23 protein-coding genes are annotated in these 25,514 nt (G+C 49.6%); 21 read left to right on the top strand and 2 right to left on the bottom strand.

Annotated features, from left to right (window positions below):
• The first annotated feature begins 397 nt into the window (after window positions 1–397).
• The 7 genes from IPG80_RS01200 to IPG80_RS01170 are packed head-to-tail and all read left to right on the top strand — an operon-like array spanning window position 398 to window position 7,453.
• Entirely contained in the window at window positions 398–1,642 is a 1,245-nt protein-coding gene (locus IPG80_RS01200; protein ID WP_345101789.1) for a sugar phosphate isomerase/epimerase family protein, read from the top strand.
• A gap of 33 nt (window positions 1,643–1,675) precedes the next feature.
• Window positions 1,676–2,155 carry an S-ribosylhomocysteine lyase gene (locus tag IPG80_RS01195; RefSeq protein WP_345101787.1) on the top strand — a complete coding sequence of 160 codons (480 nt, stop codon included), beginning with the start codon at window positions 1,676–1,678 and terminating at the stop codon, window positions 2,153–2,155.
• On the top strand, window positions 2,152–3,291 hold the full coding sequence (locus IPG80_RS01190) for a sedoheptulose 7-phosphate cyclase (RefSeq protein ID WP_345101785.1): 1,140 nt from the start codon (window positions 2,152–2,154) through the stop codon (window positions 3,289–3,291). Before IPG80_RS01195 ends, IPG80_RS01190 begins: the two co-directional genes overlap by 4 nt.
• Entirely contained in the window at window positions 3,278–3,988 is a 711-nt protein-coding gene (ubiG, locus tag IPG80_RS01185; protein WP_345101783.1) for a bifunctional 2-polyprenyl-6-hydroxyphenol methylase/3-demethylubiquinol 3-O-methyltransferase UbiG, read from the top strand. The genes IPG80_RS01190 and ubiG overlap by 14 nt, the downstream gene beginning before the upstream one ends.
• 20 nt (window positions 3,989–4,008) lie before the next feature.
• On the top strand, window positions 4,009–4,902 hold the full coding sequence (locus tag IPG80_RS01180; protein ID WP_345101782.1) for a UbiA family prenyltransferase: 894 nt from the start codon (window positions 4,009–4,011) through the stop codon (window positions 4,900–4,902).
• A 4-nt stretch (window positions 4,903–4,906) separates the two neighbouring features.
• Window positions 4,907–6,514, top strand: coding sequence for an alpha-glucosidase (locus IPG80_RS01175; protein ID WP_345101781.1), 1,608 nt, complete (start codon window positions 4,907–4,909; stop codon window positions 6,512–6,514).
• Between the two features lie 36 nt (window positions 6,515–6,550).
• Window positions 6,551–7,453 carry an SUMF1/EgtB/PvdO family nonheme iron enzyme gene (locus IPG80_RS01170; RefSeq protein ID WP_345101780.1) on the top strand — a complete coding sequence of 301 codons (903 nt, stop codon included), beginning with the start codon at window positions 6,551–6,553 and terminating at the stop codon, window positions 7,451–7,453.
• Between the two features lie 31 nt (window positions 7,454–7,484).
• On the opposite strand, the gene alaS is transcribed toward IPG80_RS01170, so the two are convergent.
• On the bottom strand, window positions 7,485–10,211 hold the full coding sequence (gene alaS / locus IPG80_RS01165; RefSeq protein WP_345101779.1) for an alanine--tRNA ligase: 2,727 nt from the start codon (window positions 10,209–10,211) through the stop codon (window positions 7,485–7,487).
• Window positions 10,212–10,605: 394 nt separating this feature from the next.
• On the opposite strand from alaS, the gene IPG80_RS01160 reads away from it, so the two are divergent.
• The 10 genes from IPG80_RS01160 (at window position 10,606) to IPG80_RS01115 (ending at window position 19,020) form a co-directional block, all read left to right on the top strand.
• Entirely contained in the window at window positions 10,606–11,160 is a 555-nt protein-coding gene (locus tag IPG80_RS01160; protein ID WP_345101778.1) for a hypothetical protein, read from the top strand.
• 80 nt (window positions 11,161–11,240) lie between these two features.
• Complete coding sequence (locus tag IPG80_RS01155) at window positions 11,241–12,041, top strand: hypothetical protein (RefSeq protein ID WP_345101777.1); 801 nt, start codon at window positions 11,241–11,243, stop codon at window positions 12,039–12,041.
• A 95-nt stretch (window positions 12,042–12,136) separates the two neighbouring features.
• Window positions 12,137–13,366, top strand: coding sequence for a cytochrome P450 (locus tag IPG80_RS01150; protein WP_345101775.1), 1,230 nt, complete (start codon window positions 12,137–12,139; stop codon window positions 13,364–13,366).
• Between the two features lie 162 nt (window positions 13,367–13,528).
• A complete protein-coding gene (locus IPG80_RS01145; protein ID WP_345101773.1) occupies window positions 13,529–14,368 on the top strand; it encodes an SDR family NAD(P)-dependent oxidoreductase in 840 nt (279 codons plus the stop codon).
• Window positions 14,369–14,430: 62 nt separating this feature from the next.
• Window positions 14,431–15,129 carry a hemolysin III family protein gene (locus tag IPG80_RS01140; protein WP_345101771.1) on the top strand — a complete coding sequence of 233 codons (699 nt, stop codon included), beginning with the start codon at window positions 14,431–14,433 and terminating at the stop codon, window positions 15,127–15,129.
• A gap of 60 nt (window positions 15,130–15,189) precedes the next feature.
• Entirely contained in the window at window positions 15,190–16,020 is an 831-nt protein-coding gene (locus IPG80_RS01135; protein WP_345101769.1) for a TIM barrel protein, read from the top strand.
• Between the two features lie 29 nt (window positions 16,021–16,049).
• On the top strand, window positions 16,050–16,808 hold the full coding sequence (locus IPG80_RS01130; protein ID WP_345101767.1) for a 5'-methylthioadenosine/adenosylhomocysteine nucleosidase: 759 nt from the start codon (window positions 16,050–16,052) through the stop codon (window positions 16,806–16,808).
• A gap of 75 nt (window positions 16,809–16,883) precedes the next feature.
• Window positions 16,884–18,098, top strand: a complete 1,215-nt coding sequence (locus IPG80_RS01125; protein ID WP_345101765.1) for a hypothetical protein — start codon at window positions 16,884–16,886, stop codon at window positions 18,096–18,098.
• A gap of 81 nt (window positions 18,099–18,179) precedes the next feature.
• Window positions 18,180–18,620, top strand: coding sequence for a hypothetical protein (locus tag IPG80_RS01120; protein ID WP_345101763.1), 441 nt, complete (start codon window positions 18,180–18,182; stop codon window positions 18,618–18,620).
• Window positions 18,621–18,639: 19 nt separating this feature from the next.
• The gene (locus IPG80_RS01115) at window positions 18,640–19,020 is read left to right on the top strand and encodes a hypothetical protein (protein WP_345101761.1); all 381 of its coding nucleotides are present in this window, start codon (window positions 18,640–18,642) and stop codon (window positions 19,018–19,020) included.
• Between the two features lie 64 nt (window positions 19,021–19,084).
• Here the strand turns inward: IPG80_RS01115 and IPG80_RS01110 are convergent, their stop codons facing one another.
• Window positions 19,085–21,238: a pentapeptide repeat-containing protein gene (locus tag IPG80_RS01110; RefSeq protein ID WP_345101759.1), complete on the bottom strand. Its 2,154-nt coding sequence runs from the start codon at window positions 21,236–21,238 to the stop codon at window positions 19,085–19,087.
• 132 nt (window positions 21,239–21,370) lie between these two features.
• Between IPG80_RS01110 and IPG80_RS01105 the strand changes: the two genes are divergently transcribed.
• The 4 genes from IPG80_RS01105 (at window position 21,371) to IPG80_RS01090 (ending at window position 25,341) form a co-directional block, all read left to right on the top strand.
• Window positions 21,371–21,817 (top strand): hypothetical protein, encoded by a 447-nt coding sequence (locus tag IPG80_RS01105; protein ID WP_345101757.1) that lies wholly within the window; start codon window positions 21,371–21,373, stop codon window positions 21,815–21,817.
• Between the two features lie 95 nt (window positions 21,818–21,912).
• Complete coding sequence (locus tag IPG80_RS01100; protein ID WP_345101755.1) at window positions 21,913–22,650, top strand: metallophosphoesterase family protein; 738 nt, start codon at window positions 21,913–21,915, stop codon at window positions 22,648–22,650.
• Between the two features lie 74 nt (window positions 22,651–22,724).
• Entirely contained in the window at window positions 22,725–23,999 is a 1,275-nt protein-coding gene (locus IPG80_RS01095) for an amidohydrolase family protein (protein WP_345101753.1), read from the top strand.
• Window positions 24,000–24,018: 19 nt separating this feature from the next.
• Window positions 24,019–25,341: a matrixin family metalloprotease gene (locus IPG80_RS01090; protein ID WP_345101751.1), complete on the top strand. Its 1,323-nt coding sequence runs from the start codon at window positions 24,019–24,021 to the stop codon at window positions 25,339–25,341.
• Window positions 25,342–25,514: the final 173 nt, after the last annotated feature.

Genomic DNA, 25,514 nt, shown 5'->3' with positions numbered 1-25,514 from the left:
CAAAAGAATTCACATCACATCATGCGCCCTCCTTTCAGGGATGGCATTCCCTACGGGTTCGTTCTGTTTCCTAATGGACGTATCGCTGTTGGGGAAAGTTCCCCCATCGAACGATATGATTCATTTTGACATGTTTCAAGAGGGATTTCAACTTTTATTTTTGATAAGGGAAGACATTACCGGAAGCAATCGCCTCACAAGGAACGCATCCACTCAACTATTTAGCGCCTGAAATGTATTCACGTTTTGGGCTTAATCCCTTTGGCACGATTGGACAATTCATCACAAGCCAGTGGTAGAATTGCCAATTGCCAAACGGAAGAGAGAGAAAAGCACTCCCAAAAAGCTCAAATAAACGCAAAGGTTGCGCCGTTTGGAATACACTGGAGCGGCAGTCATGATCAAATTAAGTTACAGTACCTTCGGATTAACCAACCTGAGCTATCTGGATTCGATCACCGAGGTGGATAAGGCAGGGTATCCGGGGATCGAGTTATCGTTTCACCGGGATCAATTTAATCCCTTTGATATCACAGATGAAAAGATAGCAGCCATCAAGAAGCGTTTTGAGACTGTGCAGGTAAAACCCGCCTGCGTTTCAACCGCCTCGCATTTTTTTACACCCCAACGCCCCCATGAACCCTCCCTAATGACTCCCGACCTGGCAGGCAGGAAACGCCGCATTGATCTTGTCCGGCGCGGAATTGACTTTGCCCGCAAGATGGACGTATCCCTGGTCACCTTTGGCAGCGGTTTCATTCGCGACGAACATGTTGCAAACCCGTCAGTCAACCCGCGCGAACTCCTGATAGACAGCATCCAGCAATGCCTGCGCTCTGTTCATGATGATGAAGACATTACCTTGTTGATCGAGCCTGAGCCGGGAATGTACATCGAAACTCTACAGCAAGGTATGGATCTGGTAAAAGAGATCAATTCGCCTAAATTCCAGCTTCATCTGGACCTGTGCCACAATTTCTGCTCTGAACAGGACTATCTCGGCGCGCTTGCCAAAGCCGCGCCTTATGCAAAATTCCTGCATGTTTCCGATGCACAAGAGGGGTATAACCTCAAACTTGTCAAAATGACCGACGACCTGAAACTCGACATGGATTTTGCGCACTACCTGATCTACTTCCCCGATTCCGCAGAATACCTGTTGGTGGATCGCGATCACCCGATCTATTTTTACGATGGCGAAAAACCGGACAGCAGGAAATTGAAACGCATCGAATCGATCCTGGCTTCTGTCAATATCTCCCAGTCACCCGCCTTCGTAGACTATAACAGTCTATTCGCAGGCACATCCCAATTCGAGAGCGAGATCTTCGTTTATTTAATATCCGTTCCCGGATTAACATACGATGTGCTTGAACGTGCGCGCCCCATTATTATTTACCTGCGCAGCACAAAAGACGCGAACGGCAAATTGTTGATGAACAAAATGGTGGCGAACACCCTGACGGGCATTGTCCACTTTCATGAAATTCCCGGCGAAGGAACAATGGATTTTGCCGCAAGCCTCAAGGCATTGAATGACAATGGATTTTCAGGGTACGCATCCGTTGAACTGTATCACCACGTACAATCCTGGCAAAAAGCCCTGAACGACAGCTACAGGCATTTGTCACAATTCGTATAATAAGCACTTGTTCAGACAGAGGAGTAAGTAAAAATGATAAACGTTGAACAACTCGGTTGGGAACCCGCCACGGTCGGGGAGCTTGACCATCGTTTATTGAAGGCGCCGCATGTCAAACTGCGCTCATTCACAACCGGACCGGCAGGCGATGTGGTTTACGCAGTCGACCTGCGGATCAATGAACCAAATGTTACATTCCTTTCTTCCACCGAAATGCACTCGTACGAGCATTTTCTACTGGCTGGCTTTCAAAAATACCTGCCGCAAAATTTTATCTCCATTGGCTTAATGGGCTGTCAGACCGGTTTTTATTTGACCCTCTTCAACGAAGGCAATGCCGGGAAGATCTGCTCAGTATACGAGAATATTCTGAATGATATTTTAAGCGCCAGTGAAGTGCCGTACGTCAACATCATGCAATGCGGCAATTATAAGAATCACAGCCTTGAACTCGCACAACAGCTTGCCAGGAGGGTGTTGGATGCCAAATCCAACTGGCGCAAAGTAGTATGACAGATAGAACGCAAACATGGCGTGTGACCCATCAACACACGATCGAGTACGAGGTTGTCAATTCACCCAACCTGTTTCATCCGCAAAACCTATCCCTGCTTTCTGCAGGAAAAACACAAAACGCCCGCAGATTTGTGGTGGTGGATACCACCGTCTACAAAAATCATGCGTCACAGATCAGAAGTTACTTTGAGTCCCATCAAATCGAGGCGCAGATATATCCGTTCCCCGGTGGGGAAGAAAATAAGACCCCGGAGAACTTTATCTCCATCGTACGTGCGCTGGACGCCTTCCCGATCCACCGCAGGGATGAGCCGATCATCGCCATTGGCGGCGGGGTACTAACCGATATAGTCGGCTTTGTCGCCAGCACATACCGGCGCGGCATCCCGCACATCAAGGTTCCCACCACACTCATGGGGTATGTTGATGCGTCCATTGGCATAAAGACCGGCTTGAACTTTGACGGTCATAAAAACCGGCTTGGCGCGTTCACGCCGCCGCAAAAGGTTCTGCTCGACCGCTCGCTTCTTAAAACCCTTCCAAGGCGGCACATCCTTAATGGCGTTTGTGAGATCATCAAACTGGCAGTAATAAAAGATATCGAGTTATTCCAAATGCTGGAATGCCATGGCTCACAAAGCGTGGATTCTAATTTTCAGGATGAACAAGGCGGCATCATTCTGGACCGGGCAATTTCAGGTATGTTGGAGGAATTGCAGCCGAATCTCTTCGAAGAAGAACTGGCTCGCAAAGTGGACTTTGGTCATACCTTCAGCTACGGGCTGGAGACCCGCCATGAAGCGCATCTCTTCCATGGCGAAGCTGTGTTGCTTGATATAGTGCTCTCCATGCTGATCGCCAGGTCGCGCGGCATGCTCTCCGAGGCAGAGACCGGGAGATTTTTCAATTTGATCGCCGCATTGGGCATTTCCCTTAACACTGCGATCCTGGATACCGAACTGTTGTGGGAGTCGCTTGAAGAACGAACCTACCACCGCAACCGCCTGCAGCGCGTCCCCATGCCAAACGGATTGGGTGAATGTATATTCCTGAACGATATTTGCAGAGACGAGATCGAATCTGCCGTAAAAAACCTAGAAGATTGGATTGCCATAAAACATGACCACATTTGAAAATGCCGATAACAAAGAGATCGATAAATTCGACCGTGTCTCCCAGATCTGGTGGGATCCCAAAGGAGAAATGGGCACTCTCCATACTATTAATCCACTGCGCACGAACTTTATTACAGAAAAGCTTTCTGTGAGCCAGCCCAAGATCCTGGATGTAGGCTGCGGCGGCGGAATCTTGTCCGAAGCGCTCGCCAAGGCAGGCGCCCAGGTGACAGGCACCGATCTTTCCGAAGCTTCTTTGCAAGCAGCAAGGCATCATGCAAAACAAGGCGGTCTCGAAATTGAGTATTTATACGAACGCGTGGAAGATCTCGCTGAAAAACGCGCAGGTACCTACGATGCCGTGACCTGCATGGAAATGCTTGAGCACGTCCCCGAACCGAACAAGATCATTGCCGCCTGTGTCAAGGCATTGAAGCCCGGTGGGCACATCTTTTTTTCCACCATCAACCGCACGCCCAAAGCTTTCCTCTTCGCCATCGTCGGCGGGGAATATATTCTGCGGCTTTTACCGCGCGGCACCCACTCGTACAGCAAATTGATCCGCCCAAGCGAGTTAAAGGACTGGTCAGCACAGAATGGGCTCACCTATGCACGCATCGCAAGCCTGATGTACAACCCATTCAACGGCACGTTCAAGGTTGCCATGGGTAAAGAAGATGTGAACTACATGATGCACTTCACGAAAAGCAAATAATCCGACGCAAAGGATAATTAATGAAGAAATTTTTCGCACTTTCGAGAACCACTCACGGCGTACTGGATCTCGCCGGTCCCGGATTCATCGCCTTGCTTTGGCTGGGAAAATTCCCGGAAATTGGAACCATCCTACTTTCGATCTTCACCGCTTTTGCCGCCTATACCGCCATCTATGCATTGAACGACCTGATAGGCATTGCAGTAGACAAAGAAAAATTCAGCGGCGGGATCAACGCCGGGTATTCCGTTGAAGCTTCAGACCTGCGCTACCCCCTTGCACAAAATGCGCTCAGCTATCGCAGCGGCTGGCTATGGTTCATTGGCTGGTTCACAATAGCCCTGATCGGTTCTTATTTTTTCAATCCCGCCATAGACATCATCCTGATCGCAGCCGCAATTCTGGAGATCATCTATGTCATGCTTCTAAAAGTCACTTACCTGCGTACTTTCGTGAGCGGGTTTGTCAAATCCAGCGGACCCATTGCTGCGATCTTCGTTGTAGATCCTTCCCCTGCCCCCACACTCGTGCTGCTGGTTCTGGCATGGGTCTTTTTCTGGGAGATCGGCGGGCAGAACATCCCGGCTGATTGGAATGACACTGTTGAAGACAAGCGCGTCAACGCCAAGACCATCCCGATCCACTTTGGCACAAAACGAGCGGGACAGATCGTTGTTGTTACGTTGTCCGTTACATCCGTCTTGAGCCTTCTCCTGCCGATGGCGTCACCGCTAAATCTAGGCTGGGCATATCTGCTCGCAAGCGCCGCCTCTGCCGGCTATCTGCTCCTGCGCCCCGGGCTTCAACTTGCCAATGGACAGGAAGGGCGCCAAGCCGCCGCATTGTTCGACAATGCCAGTTTCTACCCAATGGCACAATTGCTGATCATCACCATCTTCGTTCTCTTCAGTTGATACATTGAAAAAAAGCGCCCCCTGGTATCACACAACCAGCATCTATCATATTTATCCGCGTTCCTACAAAGACAGCAACGGTGACGGGATAGGCGACATTCAAGGCATCATCCAAAAACTGGATTACATCCGTGATCTTGGTTTTGAATCGATCTGGAGTTCGCCTTTCTTCGCCTCGCCTCAAGCGGATTTTGGGTACGACGTTGCCGATTTCACCAGCATCTCACCTGAATTTGGCAGCATGGATGACGCCCTGCAATTGATAGATGAAGTTCACAAGCGTGGGATGCGCATGATCTTTGACCTGATCTTGAACCACACTTCCGACCAGCATGCGTGGTTCAAAGAATCCAGATCGTCAAGAGATAACTCCAGAGCAAACTGGTACATCTGGCGCGATAAACCGAATAATTGGAACAGTATGACCGGCGGCAACGGCTGGCATTTTGCAAAAGAACGCGGTCAATATTACTGGTCAAGTTTCCTGCCCTTTCAACCAGACCTGAACTGGCGCAACCCGGATGTAAAAAAAGCCATGTTCGATATCATCCGCTTTTGGCTTGGCAAAGGCGTGGACGGGTTTCGGTTGGATATTTTCAACACGATTTATAAAGATGCCGAATTTCGAAACAATCCATTCACCTTCAAACTTGCACCCACACCAGATGATCCCTCGGGATATTTCCAGAAGGCGAAATTCTCACAAGACCAGCCGGAAAGTTTCGAGCTTGCCAAAGAATTAAGACAGGTCTGTGAAGAATTCGGCGATACGCTGACGGTCGGTGAGATCACGGCAAAACGGAATATTGTCCGTAAATTTGCCGGGGAAGAAAAAAATGACGGTCTGACGCTCGCCTTCGATTTCGAAATGCTCGAATTCAAATTCACAGCCGGATATTTCCGCAGATTGATCAGCGACATCGAAACCCATTTCCCGCCGCCTTTCATGCCGGTTTATGTATTCAGTAATCTCGACAAACGTCGCAGCATCCACCGGCTTGGGAATGACATGCGCAAGGCAAAACTACTGCACATGCTGCAGCTAACCGTGCGTGGCGTACCCTGCATGTATTACGGCGAAGAGATCGGCATGACCAACCTGCATCTGCCGTTCAAGACCGCCCTGGACCCCATCCCTCACAAATACACATTCGCACCGCGCTTCGTCTTTGACCTTCTCAATGTGACCGTCAACCGCGACGAAGTCCGCACCCCAATGCAATGGGACTCCACCAAACACGCAGGCTTTTCTTCTGCAGAACAGACCTGGCTGCCAGTCCACCCGGAATATGGCAATATTAATGTTGCCAGTGAAAATTTAGACAGCGCCTCACTTCTAAACACCATCCGATCATTGATGCGTCTACGCAGAGAAAACCCGGCGCTGCAGACAGGGACACTCGAATTTCTGGAGGGTCTCCCTGACGAGGTATTTGGATACACGCGCAAGACCGAGACCGAAACATTGCTTGTGCTTTTGAACTTTGGCGAGACCGCCAAAGAGGTCAGACTTAAATTTTCAGAAACAGCGTACAAGCTTTCGGTCGGGGACGAAGCTCAGGGAGAATCCGCCCGCCTGAATGGATTCGGGGGCTTGATCCTCGTCGGCTAGCCTGCATCCAAAGAGCGCACTAGGTATAATTTCACCATGTCCAGATCTAAAACCTTTATTTTGTCATTTGTCACCATCGGCTTTCTGTTTATAACTGCCGCAGTAGTTTTCAACTTCGATGTCGTCATCCGATTGAACAATGCCTATAAAGCAGGAACATTGAGCGAACAAAAAATTCGCTACGAGATCGCCGCTTACAACCTTAATAGTTGGAAGCGGATAACGCCCATCAAAAAACAAGTTTCCCCTGCAGATGGAATGGTACAGGTCTATGTACCTGAGGGCGAGTTTGAAATGGGCAAACCAGGCACTCCAGACGGCAACTCACCCGAACACATGGTTTATCTCAACGCGTTCTGGATCGACCGGGTGGAAGTTTCCAATGGCATGTATTCCAAATGTGTAGCAGCTGGCACCTGCGACCTGCCGATCACGAGTGAAAATCCATATTATGGTCAGTGGGTGTACCGCGACCTGCCAGTCGTGTATGTGAGTTGGTATGCAGCGACAACCTATTGTGAATGGGCTGGGCGCAGGTTGCCTACCGAGGCAGAATGGGAAAAAGCAGCACGTGGTACTGATACACGCAGCTACCCATGGGGCAACCAACTTCCCAACCCGAGGTTGGCAAATTTCACTGGGTCATTGGTCGGAGAGCCTGTTTCGGTATATCGCTACCCCAGCGGCGCAAGCCCATACGGCGCGCTCAATATGGCAGGCAATGTGCGCGAATGGATTGCAGATTGGTTCAGCCTGACCTACTATGTGGAAACTCCCTACGAAAACCCCACTGGACCTGAAAATGGCATTGAACGTTCAATGCGCAGCGGCGCCTATGATGCGGATGCAAATGAGATATATGCCGTCTCACGCTACAAGCATGAACCACAGTCAGCAGGACTTAGCCGCGGGTTCCGCTGCGCTGAATCGGCAAAATAAAAAATGGCGGACGTAACGTCCGCCATTTTTGTTACTTCACTTTTTCTTCGACGACTTTCGGCAGTTTCGCCAGTGCTTCTTTGACATCTCCATTGAGGCTGCCCTGCGCCAGATTAGGACGCCCGCCTCCCTTTCCGCCGATGCCTGTGATCAAGTCCCCAGCCTTGACTCCCCGTTTGACCACGTCTTCGGTCACGGTGGCAATGACGGTGGCGCCGGTGACGAGAACCGCAACGCCATTCTTCGGATACTTCTCGCGGAATTTATCTGCGAGCGAACGCAAGGTATCTGCATCCGCATTGGGGATTTCCACTGCAAGTACATTCACATCTTTCACAACTTGAACCGCTGAAAGCTGCGTGCTAAACGCTGACATCGCCGCTTGCGTGCGCAGATTGGCAAGCTCCTTCTTGAGTTCAGAAACTTCATCCTGCAAGGCATCCACTTTGGCAGGGACTTCATCCAACGAGGTCTTGAGAGTGCCCGCGGTTTGCTTCAAGGTCTTGAAACGTTTCTGGATGAGTTCATACGCGCCGCGCCCGGTGACGGCTTCGATACGACGCACACCTGCCGCCGCCGAACCTTCACTAAGGATAAGGAACGCGCCTACATCAGAGGTGCGGTCGAGATGGGTACCGCCGCAGAGTTCATAGGAATACTTCTCCCCGACAGTAGAACTGTCGGATTCCATAATCGAGATCGTGCGAACGACCTCGCCGTATTTTTCGCCGAAGAGCGCCATTGCGCCTTCCTTCTTGGCTTCATCCAAAGACTTGGTCACTTTGACAACGGGCATATCGGCTGCCACGGCTTCGTTGACCATCTTCTCAACGCGTTCGATCTGCTCGGGCGTCATGCCTTCGGGATGATTGAAATCGAAGCGCAAGTGCGTCGGAGAGACGAGTGAGCCCGCCTGTTTGGCTTGGTCGCTGAGAACTTCATGGAGCGCCTTGTGCAGCAAGTGAGTCGCTGTGTGATTGCGCATGATGTCGTGACGGCGGGACGCATCCACTTCGGCGGTGGCTTTGTCACCCACTTTGGGATGACCGGAGATAACTTCGCCGATGTGAACGATGACGCCTGCCGAAGCGCGGCGCATGCCGTTGATTTCAATTTCCCAGTCCGCGCCACGGATGAAACCAGTATCGTTGACCTGACCACCTGCTTCAATATAGAAGCCAGTCTTAGGCAAAATAACTTCGACCTGGTCATCGAGAGAGGCGGAGTCTACGGACTGTCCGTTCACGACGAGGGCGAGGACTTCAAGATCGGAATAGCGGGCAACGTCCAAGCCGTTATACGGATCATATTCGACGCCATCTTTGCCGAGTTTCTTTTTCGATTGCAAGTCTTTGAGAATGCCTGCAAAGTATTCGGCATCTTCGCCGCCGAGTTTGCCCATGGCTTTGCCGCCGCCGGAGGCTTTGGCGTGTTCTTCTTTCGCGGCAGTGAAACCGGCTTCGTCTACGTCGAGTCCTTGTTCGCGGGCGATGTCGCGGGAAATTTCAAAGGGCAAACCGTACGTGGCATACAGGTCAAATGCTTTGTGACCATCGAGCACGGATTTATTGGCGGCGCGAATCTCAGAGAATAGATTCTCTAAATGAGCTGTACCCGCCTCAACCGTACGTGCGAAGCGGACTTCTTCGCGAGTCAAATTATCTAAAATGGCAGGTTGAGCCTTGACGAGTTCGGGGTAAAAATCGCCGTATTCATTAATCACAGCTTGCGCCACTTTAGCAAGGAAGGGTTCATTGAGACCGATCTTGGAACCAAAACGCGCGGCGCGGCGGATGATCATGCGCGCCACATAGTTGCGACCTGCGTTACCGGGCACAACTCCATCGGCAATGAGGAATGCACCCGAACGGACGTGATCACAGATCACGCGATAGGGTGTGAAGTTCTCAAGCATTTCTTTTTCGGTGTGACCCGTGAGGCTGCGCAATACTTCAAGCGAGCCAGCAAAGAGGTCGGTCTTGTAATTTGAGTCGACGCCTTGCAAGACGGAGACGATGCGCTCAAAGCCCATGCCGGTGTCGACATGCTTAGCGGGCAAGGGTTCAAGGCGACCATCTTCGAAGAGGTTGTATTGAATAAAAACGTTGTTCCACAATTCGAGGTAACGCGTGCATTCACCGTTAACGCCGCAGACGTGATCTGTACCGCGCAGATTGTCGCGTTCTTCGCCGAGGTCAATGTGAATCTCGGAGCATGGGCCACAGGGACCGAACTCAGCCATCTGCCAGAAGTTTTCTTTGCGCCCGAAGAAGAGGACGTGCTCAGGGTCGAAGCCGGGTTGTTCTTTCCAGATGTTCGCCGCTTCATCATCCTGTGGGACGTTGCCTTTGTCGTCTTTGAAGCAGGTGGCGTAGAGTTTGTCTTTGGGCAGCCCCCACACTTCGGTAAGAAGTTGCCACGACCAAGCGATGGCATCCTTCTTATAGTAGTCGCCGAATGACCAGTTGCCGAGCATTTCAAAGAAAGTGTGATGCGTATCATCGCGACCAACATCTTCGAGGTCATTGTGCTTGCCCGCCACACGCATACACTTCTGCGAATCGACGGCGCGCTTGTAAGGACGGGTATCAGTACCCACGAAGACGTCTTTGAATTGCACCATGCCCGAGTTGGTGAAGAGCAGGGTTCCATCCCCACCCGGCACGAGCGGCATGGACGGCACAGCCGTATGCCCGTGTTCGACGAAAAAGTCTATGAAGTCCTGGCGGATCTGGTTGCCGGTTAGTTTTTTGCTCATGAGTACTCCGAAATTTGTAGAATAGCGTGCGAATTATACCAAGTGATTACTCATGTCATTCTGAGCGTAGCGAAGAATCTCTGCGATTGTCCTAGCGACCCTTCGCTATCGCTCAGGGTGACACGTTCTTTACAACAAAAAAGTCCCGAACCTGTTGGTTTCGGGACTTTGGATTTCATTCCATTCGTCTCAAGCCGTGGCAGGTTCACAGGTCGCGCATGTAGCGGCGGCGGTAGCTTGAGCAGCTGCGAACGGGTTGAAGATGGTGTTCATACTGGGCGCGATTATACAGGGCATATGGAGATTTGGGGAGGGAGAACTTTGAAAAATTTGGAGAATAACCTCTTGAATCTTTTGGTCAAATGATCTATTGTGATAGGGAAAAGGAATCAACATGAATACTACTAATCAGCCTACTTTATGGAGTCTCATCCTCAAATCCAGTGTGGCACATACATTGACATACTTCCTGATGGGCATTCTCGCCTATAACTTCCTTAACTATGAGAACAGCTTCGCCTCGGGTGCATTGGAAAATTACATGCGTCCCACGGATAGTCCCTGGGTGGCAGCGGGACCCGGTCTACAGTGGATTCGCGGCATCATTTTTGCGCTGGCGTTCTATCCATTGCGAGATACATTCTTCAGCAAGAAGAATGGTTGGCTCATCCTTGGTTGGGTGCTTACCGCATTGGGAATCCTCTCCACGTTTGGCGCGGCACCTGCATCCATTGAAGGCATGATCTACACCAATTACCCCACCAACATCTTCAGCTATATGGAGGTCGTTCCGCAAGCGTTTCTATTTGCAGGTTTGCTGTATTACTGGATTAACCATCCTGAAAAGAAATGGTTGAACTGGATGCTGGGAATTTTGTTTGTCTTGGTTGTGCTTATGTCTATAATGGGAATACTGGCAGCAACTGGAGCATTAACAGTACCAGAGTAAGGAATGCCTTCTTAACATCCTCTCATAGATGTCCATGTGAAAATGCTATACTCACATGGACATCTATTTTTGGAGAGAGAATGAAAACAAATAATTCACCCATCATGCTCGTAATTGCAACCCTTGTTTTAGCAATGCTGGCTTGCAACCTCGGAGCAAGCGCACCTACAGGCGACGGCAGTAAACCCACAAACGGTTCCACCACCGAAGCACCAAACGCCGAGTCAACAGAATCGGCTCTTACTTCACCAAATGCATGTGACAATCCATACATGCCGATCATCATCGGCGCGACTTGGAATTACAACCTCACAGGTCCTGTGCCTGATACCTATATTCACAGTATCCTTTCAGTGGAAGCGGACGGCTTCACCGAACAGGATGTCTTTGGCACAGGCGTGACGCGCCAAGGTAAATGGAGCTGCGAGAACGGCAACCTAATCGCGCTTAACCCATCAGGCGGAGGCTCTGCCAATGTAAGCGCCGACGGCACCTCTATAGATTTCCAAACCACTGCTCTCGAAGGTGTAACAATGCCCGCCTCCATCAATCCCGGCGACAACTGGACTCAATCCCTGACCTTGGAAGGCACTCAGACGATCAACGGCGAAGCCTTCCCTGCCAGTAACCAGACCACCCAAAACTGCACAGCCGCCGGAGTTGAATCCGTCAGTGTGCCTGCCGGGACATTCGACGCCATGCGCGTGGATTGCCAGGTAACCATGAACATTACTCTCGACATGTCTGGGAGTCCACTTGCCACCACCATCACATTGACCAATACGAACTGGTATGCAGTCAAAGTTGGATTGGTTAAAACCGTATCCACTGGCAGCGGGTTGGATAGCACCATTGAATTGACATCGTACTTAATTCCTTAAACCTTACCCCTCTGTCCTTCGGACACCTCCTCCAAATGCGACGGTAGCTTGTCCTTTGGGGGGGGGGGCGCAACGGAATGATATACTACGCCTATATGAGCCTCCCATCCCTTCACATCGACATCAATCAACCTGGTTTCATCAAAGACCCGTACGAAAAACTGGCTTCCCTGCGCAAGGAAATGCCGGTCTATCATGACCCGGTCTGGGATAAGGTCTTCTTTACCCGTCACAGTGACATTGCTGCCCTGCTCAAAGACAAACGCCTCGGGCGCACGATGCTGCATCGCTACTCACGTGACGAGATCGGCTGGCCCCCGCCTGACCCGCGCGAAGCTCCCTTCCGCCGCTATCAAGATAATGTCTTTATGGATATGGAAGCGGACGCTCACAGCCGCATCCGCTCGCTGGTGACGAAGGTCTTCACGCCCAAGCGCGTGGAAAGCATGCGCGCCACCCTCGAACGCACTACGCACAAACTCATCGATTCTGTCGAAGCCAGCGGCAAAGCGGACTTTGTCCACGATATTGCCGAGCCGTTGCCGGTCATCATGATCGCAAGTCTGCTCGGCATTCCTGATGAGCAGATTCAATATTTACGTCCGTGGTCAAATGCCATCGTCAAGATGTATGAGCTGGGCTACACCGATCAACAAGTAGAAGAAGCCAATCGCGCCGCCACCGAATTCATGGAGATGATCGGCGGGCTCGCTGCGGAACGTCGTGTCAAGCCGCAAGACGATCTCATTACTGAACTCGTGCAAGTGGAAGAAAAAGGCGACAAGCTTACCGAAGATGAACTGCGTGCTACGGCTATCTTCCTGCTCAATGCAGGGCATGAAGCCACGGTCAATGGCTCGTCGCTTGGGCTGCGGGCACTTTTTCAGAAACCCGACCAACTCAAGGCGTTGAAAGAAGCGGTTGCTCAAGGCAACACATCCCTGCTCAAAACGGGCATCGATGAAATGTTACGCTACGAAACTCCGCTGCCGATGTTTGAGCGCTACGTCATCGAAGATATGGATTTCAACGGCGTTCAACTTAAGCGCGGAACGGAAGTGGCATTGATGTACATCTCGGGCAATCGCGATGAAACCCGCTTCACCCAACCGAATGAGTTGATCCTGTCTCGTGAAGATAACCCTTTGCTGACGTTTGGTCTCGGCACCCATTACTGTCTCGGCGCACCGCTCGCCCGCTTGGAGTTGCAGGTGCTGTTTAGCGTGTTGTTCACACGCTGCCCGAACGTCCGCCCGGCGGGAGAAGCAGAATTTTCTTCCGGGTTTGTCATTCGCGGGTTAGAAAAATTGCCCATCGAATTTTAAGTGAATCAAAAATTTATAACTCAGTATCAAAAAAGCAGCCATTTGGAGCTGCTTTTTTGTTGCAAACATATTCTCACAAAATTTTCAGCTAGCTGGGGAAAGATATTCTTCTGATCTTCAATCCATATCTAGCAGACACCACATCACAAAAGGAAGTAATTCATGAGTAAAACAATTTTGATCACAGGCTCGTCCACGGGCATTGGCAAGGCAGGCGCATTGGAATTAGGGCGCCGCGGTTGGAAAGTATTTGTCCATGCCCGTTCAACGGAGCGCGGAATACCTGTTCTGGATGAATTGAAGCAAAATGCACCCAATGCCGATTTTTCGCTTGTCACTGGCGATGTCTCTTCAATAGAGCAGGTCAAGTCTCTTGCTAAACAGGTCAAAGAACAAACCAATACTTTGGACGTCCTCTGGAATAACGCAGGGTTGACGCTGAACGAACGCCAAGTCAGTGTGGATGGATGGGAAATGACGATGGCGATCAACCATCTCGCCCCGTTCGTGTTGACCCGCGAACTGCTCCCGCTTATTGAGCCGGTTCAAGGACGCGTCATTACCACCAGTTCAGGAGCTTATGCATTTGGAAGCTTCAACTGGGATGACTGGATGAACGAGAAAAGCACATACAACTCATTCAAAGCCTACAGCAACAGCAAACTCGCCAATATCCTCTTCACACGCGAGCTGGCACGTCGTGTTAACGCCCAAGCTGTTACAGTGCATTGTTTTCACCCAGGATTAGTCAGCACCGATTTTGGCAAACCGCGTGAAGAAGAAAAGCAGAAGAGTTACATTCCGGGTCCATTAGTCCGATCCCTGTTCATGATTGACGCGAAAGCAGGTGCGGACACAGGTGTATTTCTGGCAGAAGATCCATCCGCGAGAAACATCAACGGAAATTTCTGGTTCAAGCGCAAGGTTCGCAAAACAAATCGCTTCGTAAATGATGTTAATGCCGCCAAACTTTGGGAACTCAGCGAAAAAGCAACCAGCTAACTATGAAATCATCCCTGCTTTTACGGCAGGGATGATTTCATAGTTAAGTTATACTCGCGCCCATGTCTTCACAAAAACCCACTCTCGACCCCATGATCTCCTCGCCCGACAGCAATGAGTATTTCAACTCCATCAGCCACCTGATCGGCGCGATCCTTTCGATCTCTGCTTTGGCAGTGCTGGTCTCACTTGCAGCCATCGCTGACAAACCTGCTCACGTAGTAGGTTTCACCATTTACGGCGTCAGTCTTTTTCTGTCGTTCCTGTTCAGCTGTTTGCTGCATTTCTTTTTGCTGTTCAACAAGTATTATCGGGTCTTCGGCATCCTTGACCATAATGCCATCTACATCCTCATTGCTGGAACCTACACACCTTTCTGCCTGACCATTTTCAGCGGCGCGACAGGCTGGGTGCTGTTTGGCATCATCTGGAGCTTGGCAGTTTTCTTCATCACACTCAAATCCATCTTCTTTGCAAAGATTCCTGTATGGCTTTCGCAGGGATCCTTCCTGCTTATGGGTTGGATCGTGGTCTTTCTCATCCAACCCGCCTACACCCAACTCGGCATGGATGCCATCATCCTCATGATCGCTGGCGGATTGAGCTACACTATCGGCGCGATCAGCTTCGCCATCGGCAAACCGAATCCTTTCCCACCCTATTTTGGCAATCATGAGATCTGGCACATCTGTGTCTTGTCTGGGAATACCTTTATGTTTCTTGTGATGCTCTTGCACGTTTTGCCGTATCCTAAAAGCTAATTTGGACAGTAAAGTTCAAAATTTTCAGTAAGGTCTATAAAATTTAAAAAGCAGGCTTCCATGGACTATCTCCGATTTCGTTCCCTCTGGGGTGTTGAAGAACCGCTGGAAAGTGTTTTACCGAAGATCAAAGCTTTGGGTTATACAGGCGTTGAGTGTCCACTGCCTGAACCGGAAAAATCAAATTCATTCAAAAGCCTGCTTTCAGAGACAAGTCTAAAATACATTCCGCTCATTTTCACCAGCGGAAATACAGTGAGCGACCATATCCAAACCTTCCAATCACAGATCGACTTGGCGTTGTCCTTCGACCCGTATCTCATCAACTCGCACAGCGGACGTGACGCGTGGACGCCAGCAGAACGCAACCGCTTCTTCACTCAAGCACAGAAGGTCGAACAGGCGACCAAAGCCCGGGTGTCGCACGAAACGCATCGCGGACGGATTCTATTCAACCCATGGGTCACGCAAGAAGTTTTGGGCGAATTCCCCGATCTCAACCTCTGCTGCGACTTCAGCCATTGGGTTTGCGTCAGCGAGCGGCTGTTGCTCGACGGTGAAGAGGAATACATCAAAATCGCTGCGGAGCATTGTCTGCATATCCATGCACGTGTTGGGTACGAAGAAGGGCCGCAAGTTCCCGATCCGCGTGCGCCGGAGTATCAAACCCACTTGGATGCACATGAACGTTGGTGGCAAATGGTCTGGGAGGCACAATCTCACCGTGGGTTCACAGCCACAACCCTCACCGCCGAATATGGACCGCCTCATTACCTGCACACCCTTCCACATACAAATCAACCTGTAGCTGATCTATGGGAAGTTTGCGAATGGCAAGCCCAACACACGACAGAACATTATGCAAACTGGAAAACAAAGCTAGTAAAATAGTCAAAACCAAATCAAAAGGATCCGTTCACATGAAAATCGGCATCATCGGCGCATTAGACGAAGAACTTATCCCCATCCGCGCACTCTCGAGTCACCTCGAAAAGATCGAACGCGGTCAGCGCACCTACTGGCACGGCGATATGCACGGACATCAGGTCTATCTCACCCGCTGCGACCCGGGCAAGGTCAACGCGGTCATCGCCACTCAGCAACTACTCGATTTCTTTGAACCGGATGTGCTCTTCAACATGGGCAGTTCCGGCGCACTCGCCCCAAACCTCGAAGTCGGTGACCTCGTCGTTGCCACTGACGCCATTCAACATGACTTCGACCTGATCGGTTGGGGTATGAAGCCCGGCGAAATTCTTTTCGATGTCGTCACCAAACCAGAAACAGGGCAACTCGGCTTCACATCGCGCCACGCCTTCATCACCGATCCCAAACTCACTGACCTGGCATTTGAAACCGCCCGTTCACTAACCCTCGACGAGATCAATGGGCACAAACCTGCGGTCTACAAAGGGCGCGTCGTCAGCGGAGACCAGTTCATCAGCAGTGTTGAAAAAGCCGGTCAACTCCTCACCACCCACAACGCTCTCGCCGTGGACATGGAAGCCGCCGCCATCGCTCACACCTGTGAGATCAACAAAGTACCTTTCCTGTGCGTCCGCGCCATGTCCGACAAAGCGGATCACTCCGCCAATGTCAGCTTCACTGATTTCCTCGTCGCCGCCACCGATAACTACGGCAAGGTCTTCGATAAAATCATTCAACAACTTGGAAAATAGAAATAAGGTGACAGTCACTTCTTTTACAACAAAATAAGTTAAAAATCATTCAAAGTGACTGTCACCTTCTAAATCATGCAACTCTTCTTCTTCGGCTTCACTCTCTGGCTGGGCGCATATCTCATTGCACGCGCATCTCAAAACCGCAGCGTACAATTCACAGGTTGGGGTTTACTTGCATACGCTCTCGCCCTTGGCATCTACATTCTCACCGCGCAATTCTTTTTCATCCTTCTGCTCATCCCCGCCCTGTTATGGATCGGCGCCGCCCTGCACCTGCTCCCCGAAGAAGACCCTCGCCGAAATATCTATATTCGCACCTGGGCAGTGACCGCCATTCCGTTGGCAATCCTCACACAGGTCAATGCCTGGTTCTCTGCCATCGTCGTTTTATGCTTGCTCATTTCGGCAGGCATGGTCACACGGCTCGCATTTCGTTCCCAATATAAAAACACCTACACATTACTCGCCGTCATCGCACTCTTTGTCGCGCTCAGTTCAGGCTTGCTGATCCTCCCGCTCAATTGGATTCCGCTCAACTGGGGTTTCAATTTGCTCGGCTTCGATCTTATTATCCTCGGCATCCTTATCACCACACTAGACGCTTTCGCTGAAGGCGAGGCGATCCGTGCTCATCTCGTCCGCTCGTTGATCTCCAATCTCTACTACGCGGGTGCGCTTCTGCTCATTGGCAGTCTCTTCAACTCCCCTGCGTCGCTCTTGCTTGCCTTGCTAACCTTTGGCATCCTCACTCAAACATTTTCCAATTCCATTCAAAAGGGATTGGACTCACTCACCTTGCCTGCTCGCTTGAACGATCAACGCGCTGCCTTGCGCCAAACAGCGGATGCGCTTCCGCTTCTTTCCCCGCTCGAACCGGACTCTGCCAACGAGGAGCAGTTCACCCGTCTGACGCGACGCGCACTCTCCCATCTCGGTGACCTGCCCAAATTGGCGACCAGCCCGCTCGTAAATCTTCCCGCCGTGCAAGGGACAAATCCGCTCGACCGTGCGCACTCGCTCAAGTCTCTGCTCATTCAAAGCATTCAAAAATTAAAACCGCAAACCGGTGAAGCCTTTGGCACCAGTGACGCCTGGCGTTACTACAATGCGGTTTATTTCCCTTACGTGCTTGGTCTCAAACCCTACACCCGCCGAACAGACCTCGCCTCGCTCGACGAATCCGCCCGCGCTACGCTCGAGTGGTTCCAAACTTCCGTCCCCGAGCGGACGCTGCACAACTGGCAAAATACCGCCGCACGATTGATCGCAGAAGACATTCGCAAATAAACTGGCAGTACATGGCAGTCTTTTTCGTGGACATGGCAGTCCGCGAACTCCTAAAATGGGGCAAAAAAGGAGAAACTCAAAATGAACAAAACAACCAACCTCAACTTCTGGTGGCGCTGGCTCGTCGCCGCCGACATCATCGTGATCGTTTTCGGTACCGCACAATCGCTGCTCCCAAATTTAGTGCGTCAGGGCTTTAGCTTGATGGTCTTCGGCTCAGCGACTTACATGGAATCTTTTCCGCCAGATGCCATCCGATATATCACCCTTGCACATGCCATCATGGGCGCAGTCATGATCGGCTGGGGCATCTCAATGATGTACACCCTCTTCACCCAATTCCGCAGCGGCGAATGGACAGGCTGGGTCAGCATTGCCATTGCCATGACCCTTTGGTTCATTCCAGATACCATTATGTCTATTGCCACCGGCTTCTGGCAGAATGCCGTGCTTAATGTTGGCTTTATCCTGATGTTCGCAATTCCTTTGGCTGCCACCTACAAATCCTTTCGCGCGAAATAAATCCAGCAAAGGACGAGACATGCATAACCAGATCAACCTCAGCCGCTTGCTCGTTTCCAACGGAACCTTCTGCTTCACCAGTGGCATCATCTTCACCCTCGCTGCCAATCCGCTGGCTGGTTTCCTAAACACTCTCCCCAGCGTAATACACATCCTCAGAATGGTGTTGATCCTCTACGGCGCCTTCGTCACATACATGGCAACCCGCCCGACCATCACCGGCGGATTTACCCTCTTCACCGTCATTGCAGACTCCGCATGGGTTTTGCTAAGCATCCTTTTTCTCGTGTTGCCCACCTTCGATTTCACCCCAGAAGCAAAATGGGCAATCGGTATCACCGCGATTTGTGTAGATACCTTCGCAACCCTGCAATTTCTTGAATGGCGCAAGATAGAATAGCAATTAAACGAACAGGCAGACTTTTGAAAGTCTGCCTGTTCGCATTATACAAGTCATTGAGTCGTTAGCCAATGATCCCGCCAAATGTCAGCAGCGCAATTGGAGCAAGGATCCAACCCAACATCATGTGAATATATTTATAGTACCGCGCCCATTTTCTTTCGGGATTAGGTTCCCATTTCGCTGCGATCCCGAGGTCAATATAAGGAAGGAACAAAGCAAAAGAATACCAAACAGGGTGATATTCCACTTGCACATCATCCTGTTCCACAGGCAACATATTTTCCTTGTTGCGATATACAAATGCGCCCATCGCAACAACTAAACCGCTCCAAATAAATGCCAGTGCAGGACGCTGCCCATATCCCGAGAAGATATCTAGAAACCAGGACCAAAGCCATGCCCCAGAAAACGGTCTTAACACCTCATTACGTTCCCGGCGTTTTTGGGCAAGCTCCACCTCTGCTGCCCAATCGGGGTGCCCTTTGTCTATGAGAAACTGCGCCAGAGCTTGATAGGACTGTGGGCTATACGCAGAGTCATTAATGAACATTAGCAATCCACGCCATGTTCTATCTGTAAGACCTTGATCTCCAAGATCAATGTCAGTATATGTCATACCGCGCAAATTAAAGGCTGTCGGTTCGGTTGGTGGAGTAAATTTTTCATCCACCTTAAGAAAGCCGATCTCTGCATTCCGCAGGTCCAATTGATTTGAAATAGCAACTTGATACAAAGTAGTTGACCCGCCAACAGACAGCCCATCTGCCAATAGATCTTGCAAATTGGCATTCTCAATAACAAAATCTCCATCAATTTCTGAACCAGAAATATTTATAAAATGAAAACTAGAACTTTCATCGGTTTCAATACTTAAACTGCCAAAATGGCTATTAGAGAAATCAAATCCTGCCGGGGCAACTATGTTTGTAAAACTGGCAGCGCCATCTACATTTACAATTGCCACAGTAAAAGGTTCATCTGCATACGTATAGGATACATCGATAAATTCAAAGTCCTGGGTGACTTCCATTCCCTCAAATGTCACAGGTCCATTAAACACTGTACCTTCAAAATAAGGGTATCCAGCCAGGGTGTAGTAAAAAAGGAATTCCTCACTAAAAACAGCTCCGCTAAAATCGGCAAAACGTTCCACAGTAAGATACGGAAAACTTGCCGTTCCCTTAAACTGAGTGCCTTGAAAATTTGCATCGCGCCCAATAAACGCGTTTTCAAAAGTGACAGTATTTGCAAATACGGCATCTCGAAAGTTGGCATCACTTTCAGCATGAAAGTTTAAGAAGTCGGCATCTCCTGAAAAATGGGTAGCGTCAAAAGTGGCGGTTTGTTCCACCACCGTTTCACTAAAGCTTACACCATCCTTGAAAACAGCCCCATATGTTTCAAGTCTTTCAAATCGCGAACCATAGATATAGGCATATCCATTTATTTCTGTATAAGCAAGAGATACTACCCCATCTACAGTAGCATTCCATATTTCAACCGGGAATGATGTACCTGACATGGCTTGAGTACCTAATATTTTTGTTTCATCTAATAACAACTCGCCTTCTACATACGAGCCATACATATTCAGTCCTTCAGAAATCGTATTATCACGCAAATCAACATCACCATTCATGTCAGATCGCAAGAAGCTCAGGCTGCCTTTTATAGTATTACTCGAAATATTAACATACCCATTCACTTCAGCTGTTTCAATTCGAACCGTCCCTGCAATTGAGTTGCCCATCAAATAAACCTGACGGCTGACAGAAGAGTCGTTAAGATATATGTCATTTAGAAACGCAGAGTCATACGCTTCAAATGACTGAAGTTGAGTGCCGGAAAAGTTTACAAGCCCGGCAAACTCCACTTCACTAAACACAAGATTGGCAGGGATGATCAGATCGCGCGCCCAAAGGTCATCTATTACAACAACATTGGAAACATAGATCAAAGGCTTACTTTGAACCTCTGGATCTTTTAATGCAGCGAGCAATGCACTCCCGCTAATTCTGCGCTCGTCTTCAGAAAAATTCGTTTGTAGGTCTGCAACACCAGTGGCTCTTAACTCATTAATTAGGTATTGTTCTGCCGCTGGATTGGGTAAAATGTCCTGAGCTGAAACAGGTCTTGTTGCAAAAATTGACCCAAAAACAATACTCAAAGAGACGAAATGAAAAAGGGTTTTATACAAGGCGGTAATTTTCTGCATGGCGACTCCTATGTCAGGAAATTTTATTCTATTTAATAGATAATTTGATATGATATTTAAATCCTAACATAATTAGAAAGTCCATCTTTTTATGAAAGGGTTTAATGTTCAGGCTGATATACTATTTCCCCTATGTTTAAACACATTTCCGGCACTCTCATTCAAGGACATCAAGTTGCATCACGCCCATCGGCAGCTTACCCATACAGCTCACTGGAAAAACAAAAGCCTTTCTTCAAGGCACTAGGGTTGGATTTATCTCCATATTTCAACGGCACATTGAACATCTCCATCGCACCATTTATTTTTGAAATGACTGCGCCCGAATTTACTTTTCCGCTCGTAGAGTGGACAGACCTGCACCCACCAGAGACCTTCTCCTTTTCACGTTGCAAAGTCATCTTTAAAAGTGTTGAATATGCAGGTTGGGTGTATTATCCGCATCCAGAAACAAAAAAGACCCACTTTCAAAATCCATCTCTGGTAGAAGTGATCGCTTTTCCTATCCCGGGTCTCCAATATGGAGATGCGCTTGAGGTGAGGCTGAATTTGGACGAGATCAAGGTCCAGCCGGGTTGACGGATAGAATATTTCTTGCAAAAACCGAAATCTATCACCCAAAAGTTCTATTGAGAGAATAAAATCGGTACTCGTCGTGTACAATTATACAAATTATGCGTATTGGATTTATTTCTGACATTCACGGAAATTTTACAGCCTTACAAGCGGTCCTCTCAGATATTAAGCAGCAGAAATTAGACTTGCTGGTGTGTTTGGGCGATACGATCAGCCTAGGTCCCCAACCCAAGGAAGTGCTCAACGCACTAAGGGAATGGAATGCTGTCACCATCATGGGAAACCATGACCAGGCGATCCTCGAACCCGAAAAAGCTGCCGAGTTTGAGATCACAGAACATCTCATTCCAGACCTGTATTGGGGACGCGATCACATATCCCTGGAAGACCTGAATTTCATAAAAAGTTTCAAAGCAACCCATTCCATTCAGTTTCCAAACGGGATAGAGTTACTTGCATTCCACGGATCGCCAGAATCTACCACGCACCTCATTCAAGCCATCACCCCAACAGATATACTGGACCATTACTTTGCAGAAAGATCCGCTTCGGTTTTCATCGGAGGACACTCTCACATTCAACTACACCGGCGCCTTGGGAAAAAGCTCATATTGAACTCCGGCAGTGTCGGCAATGCATTTGAGTATGTCTTTTCTCCCGGCAACCCGCCAAAACTGCTGCCATGGGCAGAGTACACCATTGTTGAACAGGATAATGATTCTTTGCGTACAGATATGCGCCGCATTTACTTCGACACGAAAACCTTGATCGAGTCCGTCAAAGCCAGTGGGCTGCCCGGCACGGATTGGTGGCTCCAGCAATATCAAAACAAATAAACAAAAGCAGTACAACTCAATGCGGCATGATGCCGCATTGTTGATTCAAACCCACAGGAAGGTATATATTATCCATGACCATTCACGCCCTCAAGAATGCAACACTGATCGACGGAACCGGAGCAAAACCGGTGGAATTCGGAATCGTCGTTATTGAAGAAGATAAGATCGTTCACGTTGGGAAAGCAGAAAATTGGAAAAACCCGGAAGGAAAAACAGTCCATGAAATCGACCTGACGGGCAAATACATCCTGCCAGGCTTGATCGATTGTCATGTTCACATCGCTGCGGAATCTTTGCCAGACAGCACCATGGCGGGACCTTGGGGCTGGTCCACGCTCATCATGTTGAAGCACGCTCAAAACACATTATCAGCCGGAGTAACCACCATCCGGGACGTAGGCGGCAGGCACCACCTCGAATTCTCTTTGCGCAAAGCAGTGGATGCAGGTATGTTCGTTGCACCACGCATGTCCCTCGCCGGAAAATTGCTTTCCATTACCACCACTGGAACCGAATGGTACGACGGCATGTACCGTGAAGCTGACGGGGTGGATGAAGTCCGTAAAGCAGCTCGTGAACAATTAAAAGCCGGTGCAGACTTGATCAAAGTGCTGGCAACTGGCGCGGTGCTCGCCCCTGGTGAAAAACCCGGTGCAGCAACCTTTGAAATGGAAGAGATCCGTGCCGCCGTGGTGGAAGCTGCCAAGGTCGGCAAGATCGTAGCAGCCCATGCCCACGGTATCGAGGGCATCCGTAATGCGGTGGAAGCTGGCGCAAAAACCATTGAACACGGCACCTACCTAAATCAAGACCCACGCATCATGGAACGCATGGCAAGGGAAGAGATATTCCTTGTCCCCACTTTGAAGGCAGGGTTTGACGTGATCTACGGCGATAGACCAGGTATTCCGGATTGGATCATGGAAAAAAGCAAGGAAACACAGGAAGATGCGATGCATTCGATCCGCAAAGCCTATCAAATGGGAGTGCCTATTGCAATGGGTACCGATGCCGCCACACCATATAACTTCCACGGAGAGAATGCGCTGGAGTTGTACTACATGTCGCAGGCAGGCATCTCAACCATGGATTGTATCGTTGCATCCACCAGGAATGCAGCGCGTGCGTTGGGCTGGGATTCGAAACTTGGCACGCTCGAAGCAGGGAAATTGGCAGATCTGATCGTTGTAAAAAAGAATCCTCTCGATGATCTGCGTTCATTGGCAGACCGGACAAATATTGAGTATGTAATGCAAGGCGGTAAATTTGTGGCGCGGCAATTCAGCGATCCTTCAGGCATCCCCGAAGAACTGATGGCAGGCGCCTGGATCTGTTGTGGTTTTTAAATTAATTTGGAGGTTAGAAATGAAGCGAGTTTATTGGTATCTATCATTGATCTTGATTTTCACATTCGCTTGTTCCAGCCTACGCCCGGCTGACTCCGCTGGCACGGGATATCGCTACGACAATCACCCGGTACCAGGCGCCGATTCTGCCGATTTTCGTGCGCTCTCAAAATGGGGCAAAACTGATATCAGCTACTTTTTTATTAACGGTACAGAAAAAATACCCGGTGACACAGAGCAAGCCATTATCGCCCAGGCATTCGCGCTTTGGGCAGATGCAACCTCGTTGACCTTTACAGAAACCTCCTCTCGCCAGAATGCCGATATCGTCATCGGCTGGGCGGAGGGAGAACACGGCGATGGCGATCCATTCGACGGTCCTGGTGATGTTCTCGCCCATGCATCTTACCCCAACCCTTATGAAGATCGTCAGGTCTTTTTGCATTTCGATGATTCGGAGCGCTGGGTGGATAGCAACTCGCAAAATGTAGATTTACTCACGGTCGCTGCGCATGAGATCGGGCACGCACTGGGGTTGGGACACAGCGATGACCCGAATGCCTTGATGTTCCCCTCGTATAGTGAGCCGCACCGCTTCCTCAACAGGGACGATATTGCTGGTATCCAATCTCTTTATGGACTGGCAAGCACCGCCCCTTCTGCACCGGAACAGCCCAAACCCAATGAAACCCCGCCGCAAAGCCCCAGCGCCGATTCAGACAAAGACGGTCTGGCAGATACCGATGAAACCCTCATCACCGGCACCGACCCAAACAATAAAGACACCGATAGAGACGGGCTTGGCGACGGAGTGGAAGTTGTTAACCGCATGAACCCGCTCGACGCGGATATGGATAATGACGGAGCAAAAGACGGCGACGAGGTCACCGCTGGCAGCAATCCATTCCTGCCGGATCAAGCAAATGGCATTTCACCAGACCTTGCGAAAGAAGTGGGAGATTTTCTGACGAAGGCGGTCAAACTCCAGATCGAAGCCTACCGGCAAGGCGATGCTTCCGTGGCGGCTGTCATCATGGCAGGTGAAACACTGCAGCTGCTACAGGAAGAGATCGAGTCGCTTAATGGGCAGGGATTGGTCGAGATCGCAGACATCGACTATTACAAAAGTTATATCGATGATATCCGCATTCTCAGTAACACTCAACTGGAAGTAGATACCTGTGAGGTCTGGTCAATTCAGTTCTACCGCCGTTCCGACGGGTCTCTTGTCCAAAGCAATGAAGCGAGACTCCTGCCTCAAACCATCAAGATCCAAAAAGTGAATAACGGATGGTTTATCACTTCGGTCGAATTTTTCGAAGCGCCTGCGTTTTGTCAATGATACAAAATTTTGGGTAAAAACAAAAAGCTCTAGAAAACGAGATTTTTTTACAAAAAGCGAGGCTTGAGAATTGTTTCCACCTTAAAATATTGCAAGATTATTGCAGATTAAAATAGAGTAAAATTGCCTAAATTAAGTTCGAAATATGGAAAACGGAAGTAATTTCCATGCTT

Origin of the sequence: Candidatus Villigracilis vicinus (assembly GCF_016702885.1) — a bacterium.
GTDB lineage: Bacteria > Chloroflexota > Anaerolineae > Anaerolineales > Villigracilaceae > Villigracilis > Villigracilis vicinus.
This window is presented reverse-complemented; position numbering and strand designations above follow the sequence as displayed.

Bases quoted from the DNA above. Each gene is read 5' to 3' on its own strand.
- IPG80_RS01115 (WP_345101761.1), top strand. From the start codon at position 18,640: ATGCATAACCAGATCAACCTCAGCCGCTTGCTCGTTTCCAACGGAACC.
- alaS (WP_345101779.1), bottom strand. From the start codon at position 10,211: ATGAGCAAAAAACTAACCGGCAACCAGATCCGCCAGGACTTCATAGAC.
- IPG80_RS01200 (WP_345101789.1), top strand. From the start codon at position 398: ATGATCAAATTAAGTTACAGTACCTTCGGATTAACCAACCTGAGCTAT.
- IPG80_RS01160 (WP_345101778.1), top strand. From the start codon at position 10,606: ATGAATACTACTAATCAGCCTACTTTATGGAGTCTCATCCTCAAATCC.
- IPG80_RS01110 (WP_345101759.1), bottom strand. From the start codon at position 21,238: ATGCAGAAAATTACCGCCTTGTATAAAACCCTTTTTCATTTCGTCTCT.
- IPG80_RS01180 (WP_345101782.1), top strand. From the start codon at position 4,009: ATGAAGAAATTTTTCGCACTTTCGAGAACCACTCACGGCGTACTGGAT.
- IPG80_RS01135 (WP_345101769.1), top strand. From the start codon at position 15,190: ATGGACTATCTCCGATTTCGTTCCCTCTGGGGTGTTGAAGAACCGCTG.
- IPG80_RS01125 (WP_345101765.1), top strand. From the start codon at position 16,884: ATGCAACTCTTCTTCTTCGGCTTCACTCTCTGGCTGGGCGCATATCTC.
- IPG80_RS01090 (WP_345101751.1), top strand. From the start codon at position 24,019: ATGAAGCGAGTTTATTGGTATCTATCATTGATCTTGATTTTCACATTC.
- IPG80_RS01130 (WP_345101767.1), top strand. From the start codon at position 16,050: ATGAAAATCGGCATCATCGGCGCATTAGACGAAGAACTTATCCCCATC.
- IPG80_RS01145 (WP_345101773.1), top strand. From the start codon at position 13,529: ATGAGTAAAACAATTTTGATCACAGGCTCGTCCACGGGCATTGGCAAG.
- IPG80_RS01095 (WP_345101753.1), top strand. From the start codon at position 22,725: ATGACCATTCACGCCCTCAAGAATGCAACACTGATCGACGGAACCGGA.
- IPG80_RS01140 (WP_345101771.1), top strand. From the start codon at position 14,431: ATGTCTTCACAAAAACCCACTCTCGACCCCATGATCTCCTCGCCCGAC.
- IPG80_RS01105 (WP_345101757.1), top strand. From the start codon at position 21,371: ATGTTTAAACACATTTCCGGCACTCTCATTCAAGGACATCAAGTTGCA.
- IPG80_RS01100 (WP_345101755.1), top strand. From the start codon at position 21,913: ATGCGTATTGGATTTATTTCTGACATTCACGGAAATTTTACAGCCTTA.
- IPG80_RS01150 (WP_345101775.1), top strand. From the start codon at position 12,137: ATGAGCCTCCCATCCCTTCACATCGACATCAATCAACCTGGTTTCATC.
- IPG80_RS01170 (WP_345101780.1), top strand. From the start codon at position 6,551: ATGTCCAGATCTAAAACCTTTATTTTGTCATTTGTCACCATCGGCTTT.
- IPG80_RS01195 (WP_345101787.1), top strand. From the start codon at position 1,676: ATGATAAACGTTGAACAACTCGGTTGGGAACCCGCCACGGTCGGGGAG.
- IPG80_RS01120 (WP_345101763.1), top strand. From the start codon at position 18,180: ATGAACAAAACAACCAACCTCAACTTCTGGTGGCGCTGGCTCGTCGCC.
- IPG80_RS01190 (WP_345101785.1), top strand. From the start codon at position 2,152: ATGACAGATAGAACGCAAACATGGCGTGTGACCCATCAACACACGATC.
- ubiG (WP_345101783.1), top strand. From the start codon at position 3,278: ATGACCACATTTGAAAATGCCGATAACAAAGAGATCGATAAATTCGAC.
- IPG80_RS01155 (WP_345101777.1), top strand. From the start codon at position 11,241: ATGAAAACAAATAATTCACCCATCATGCTCGTAATTGCAACCCTTGTT.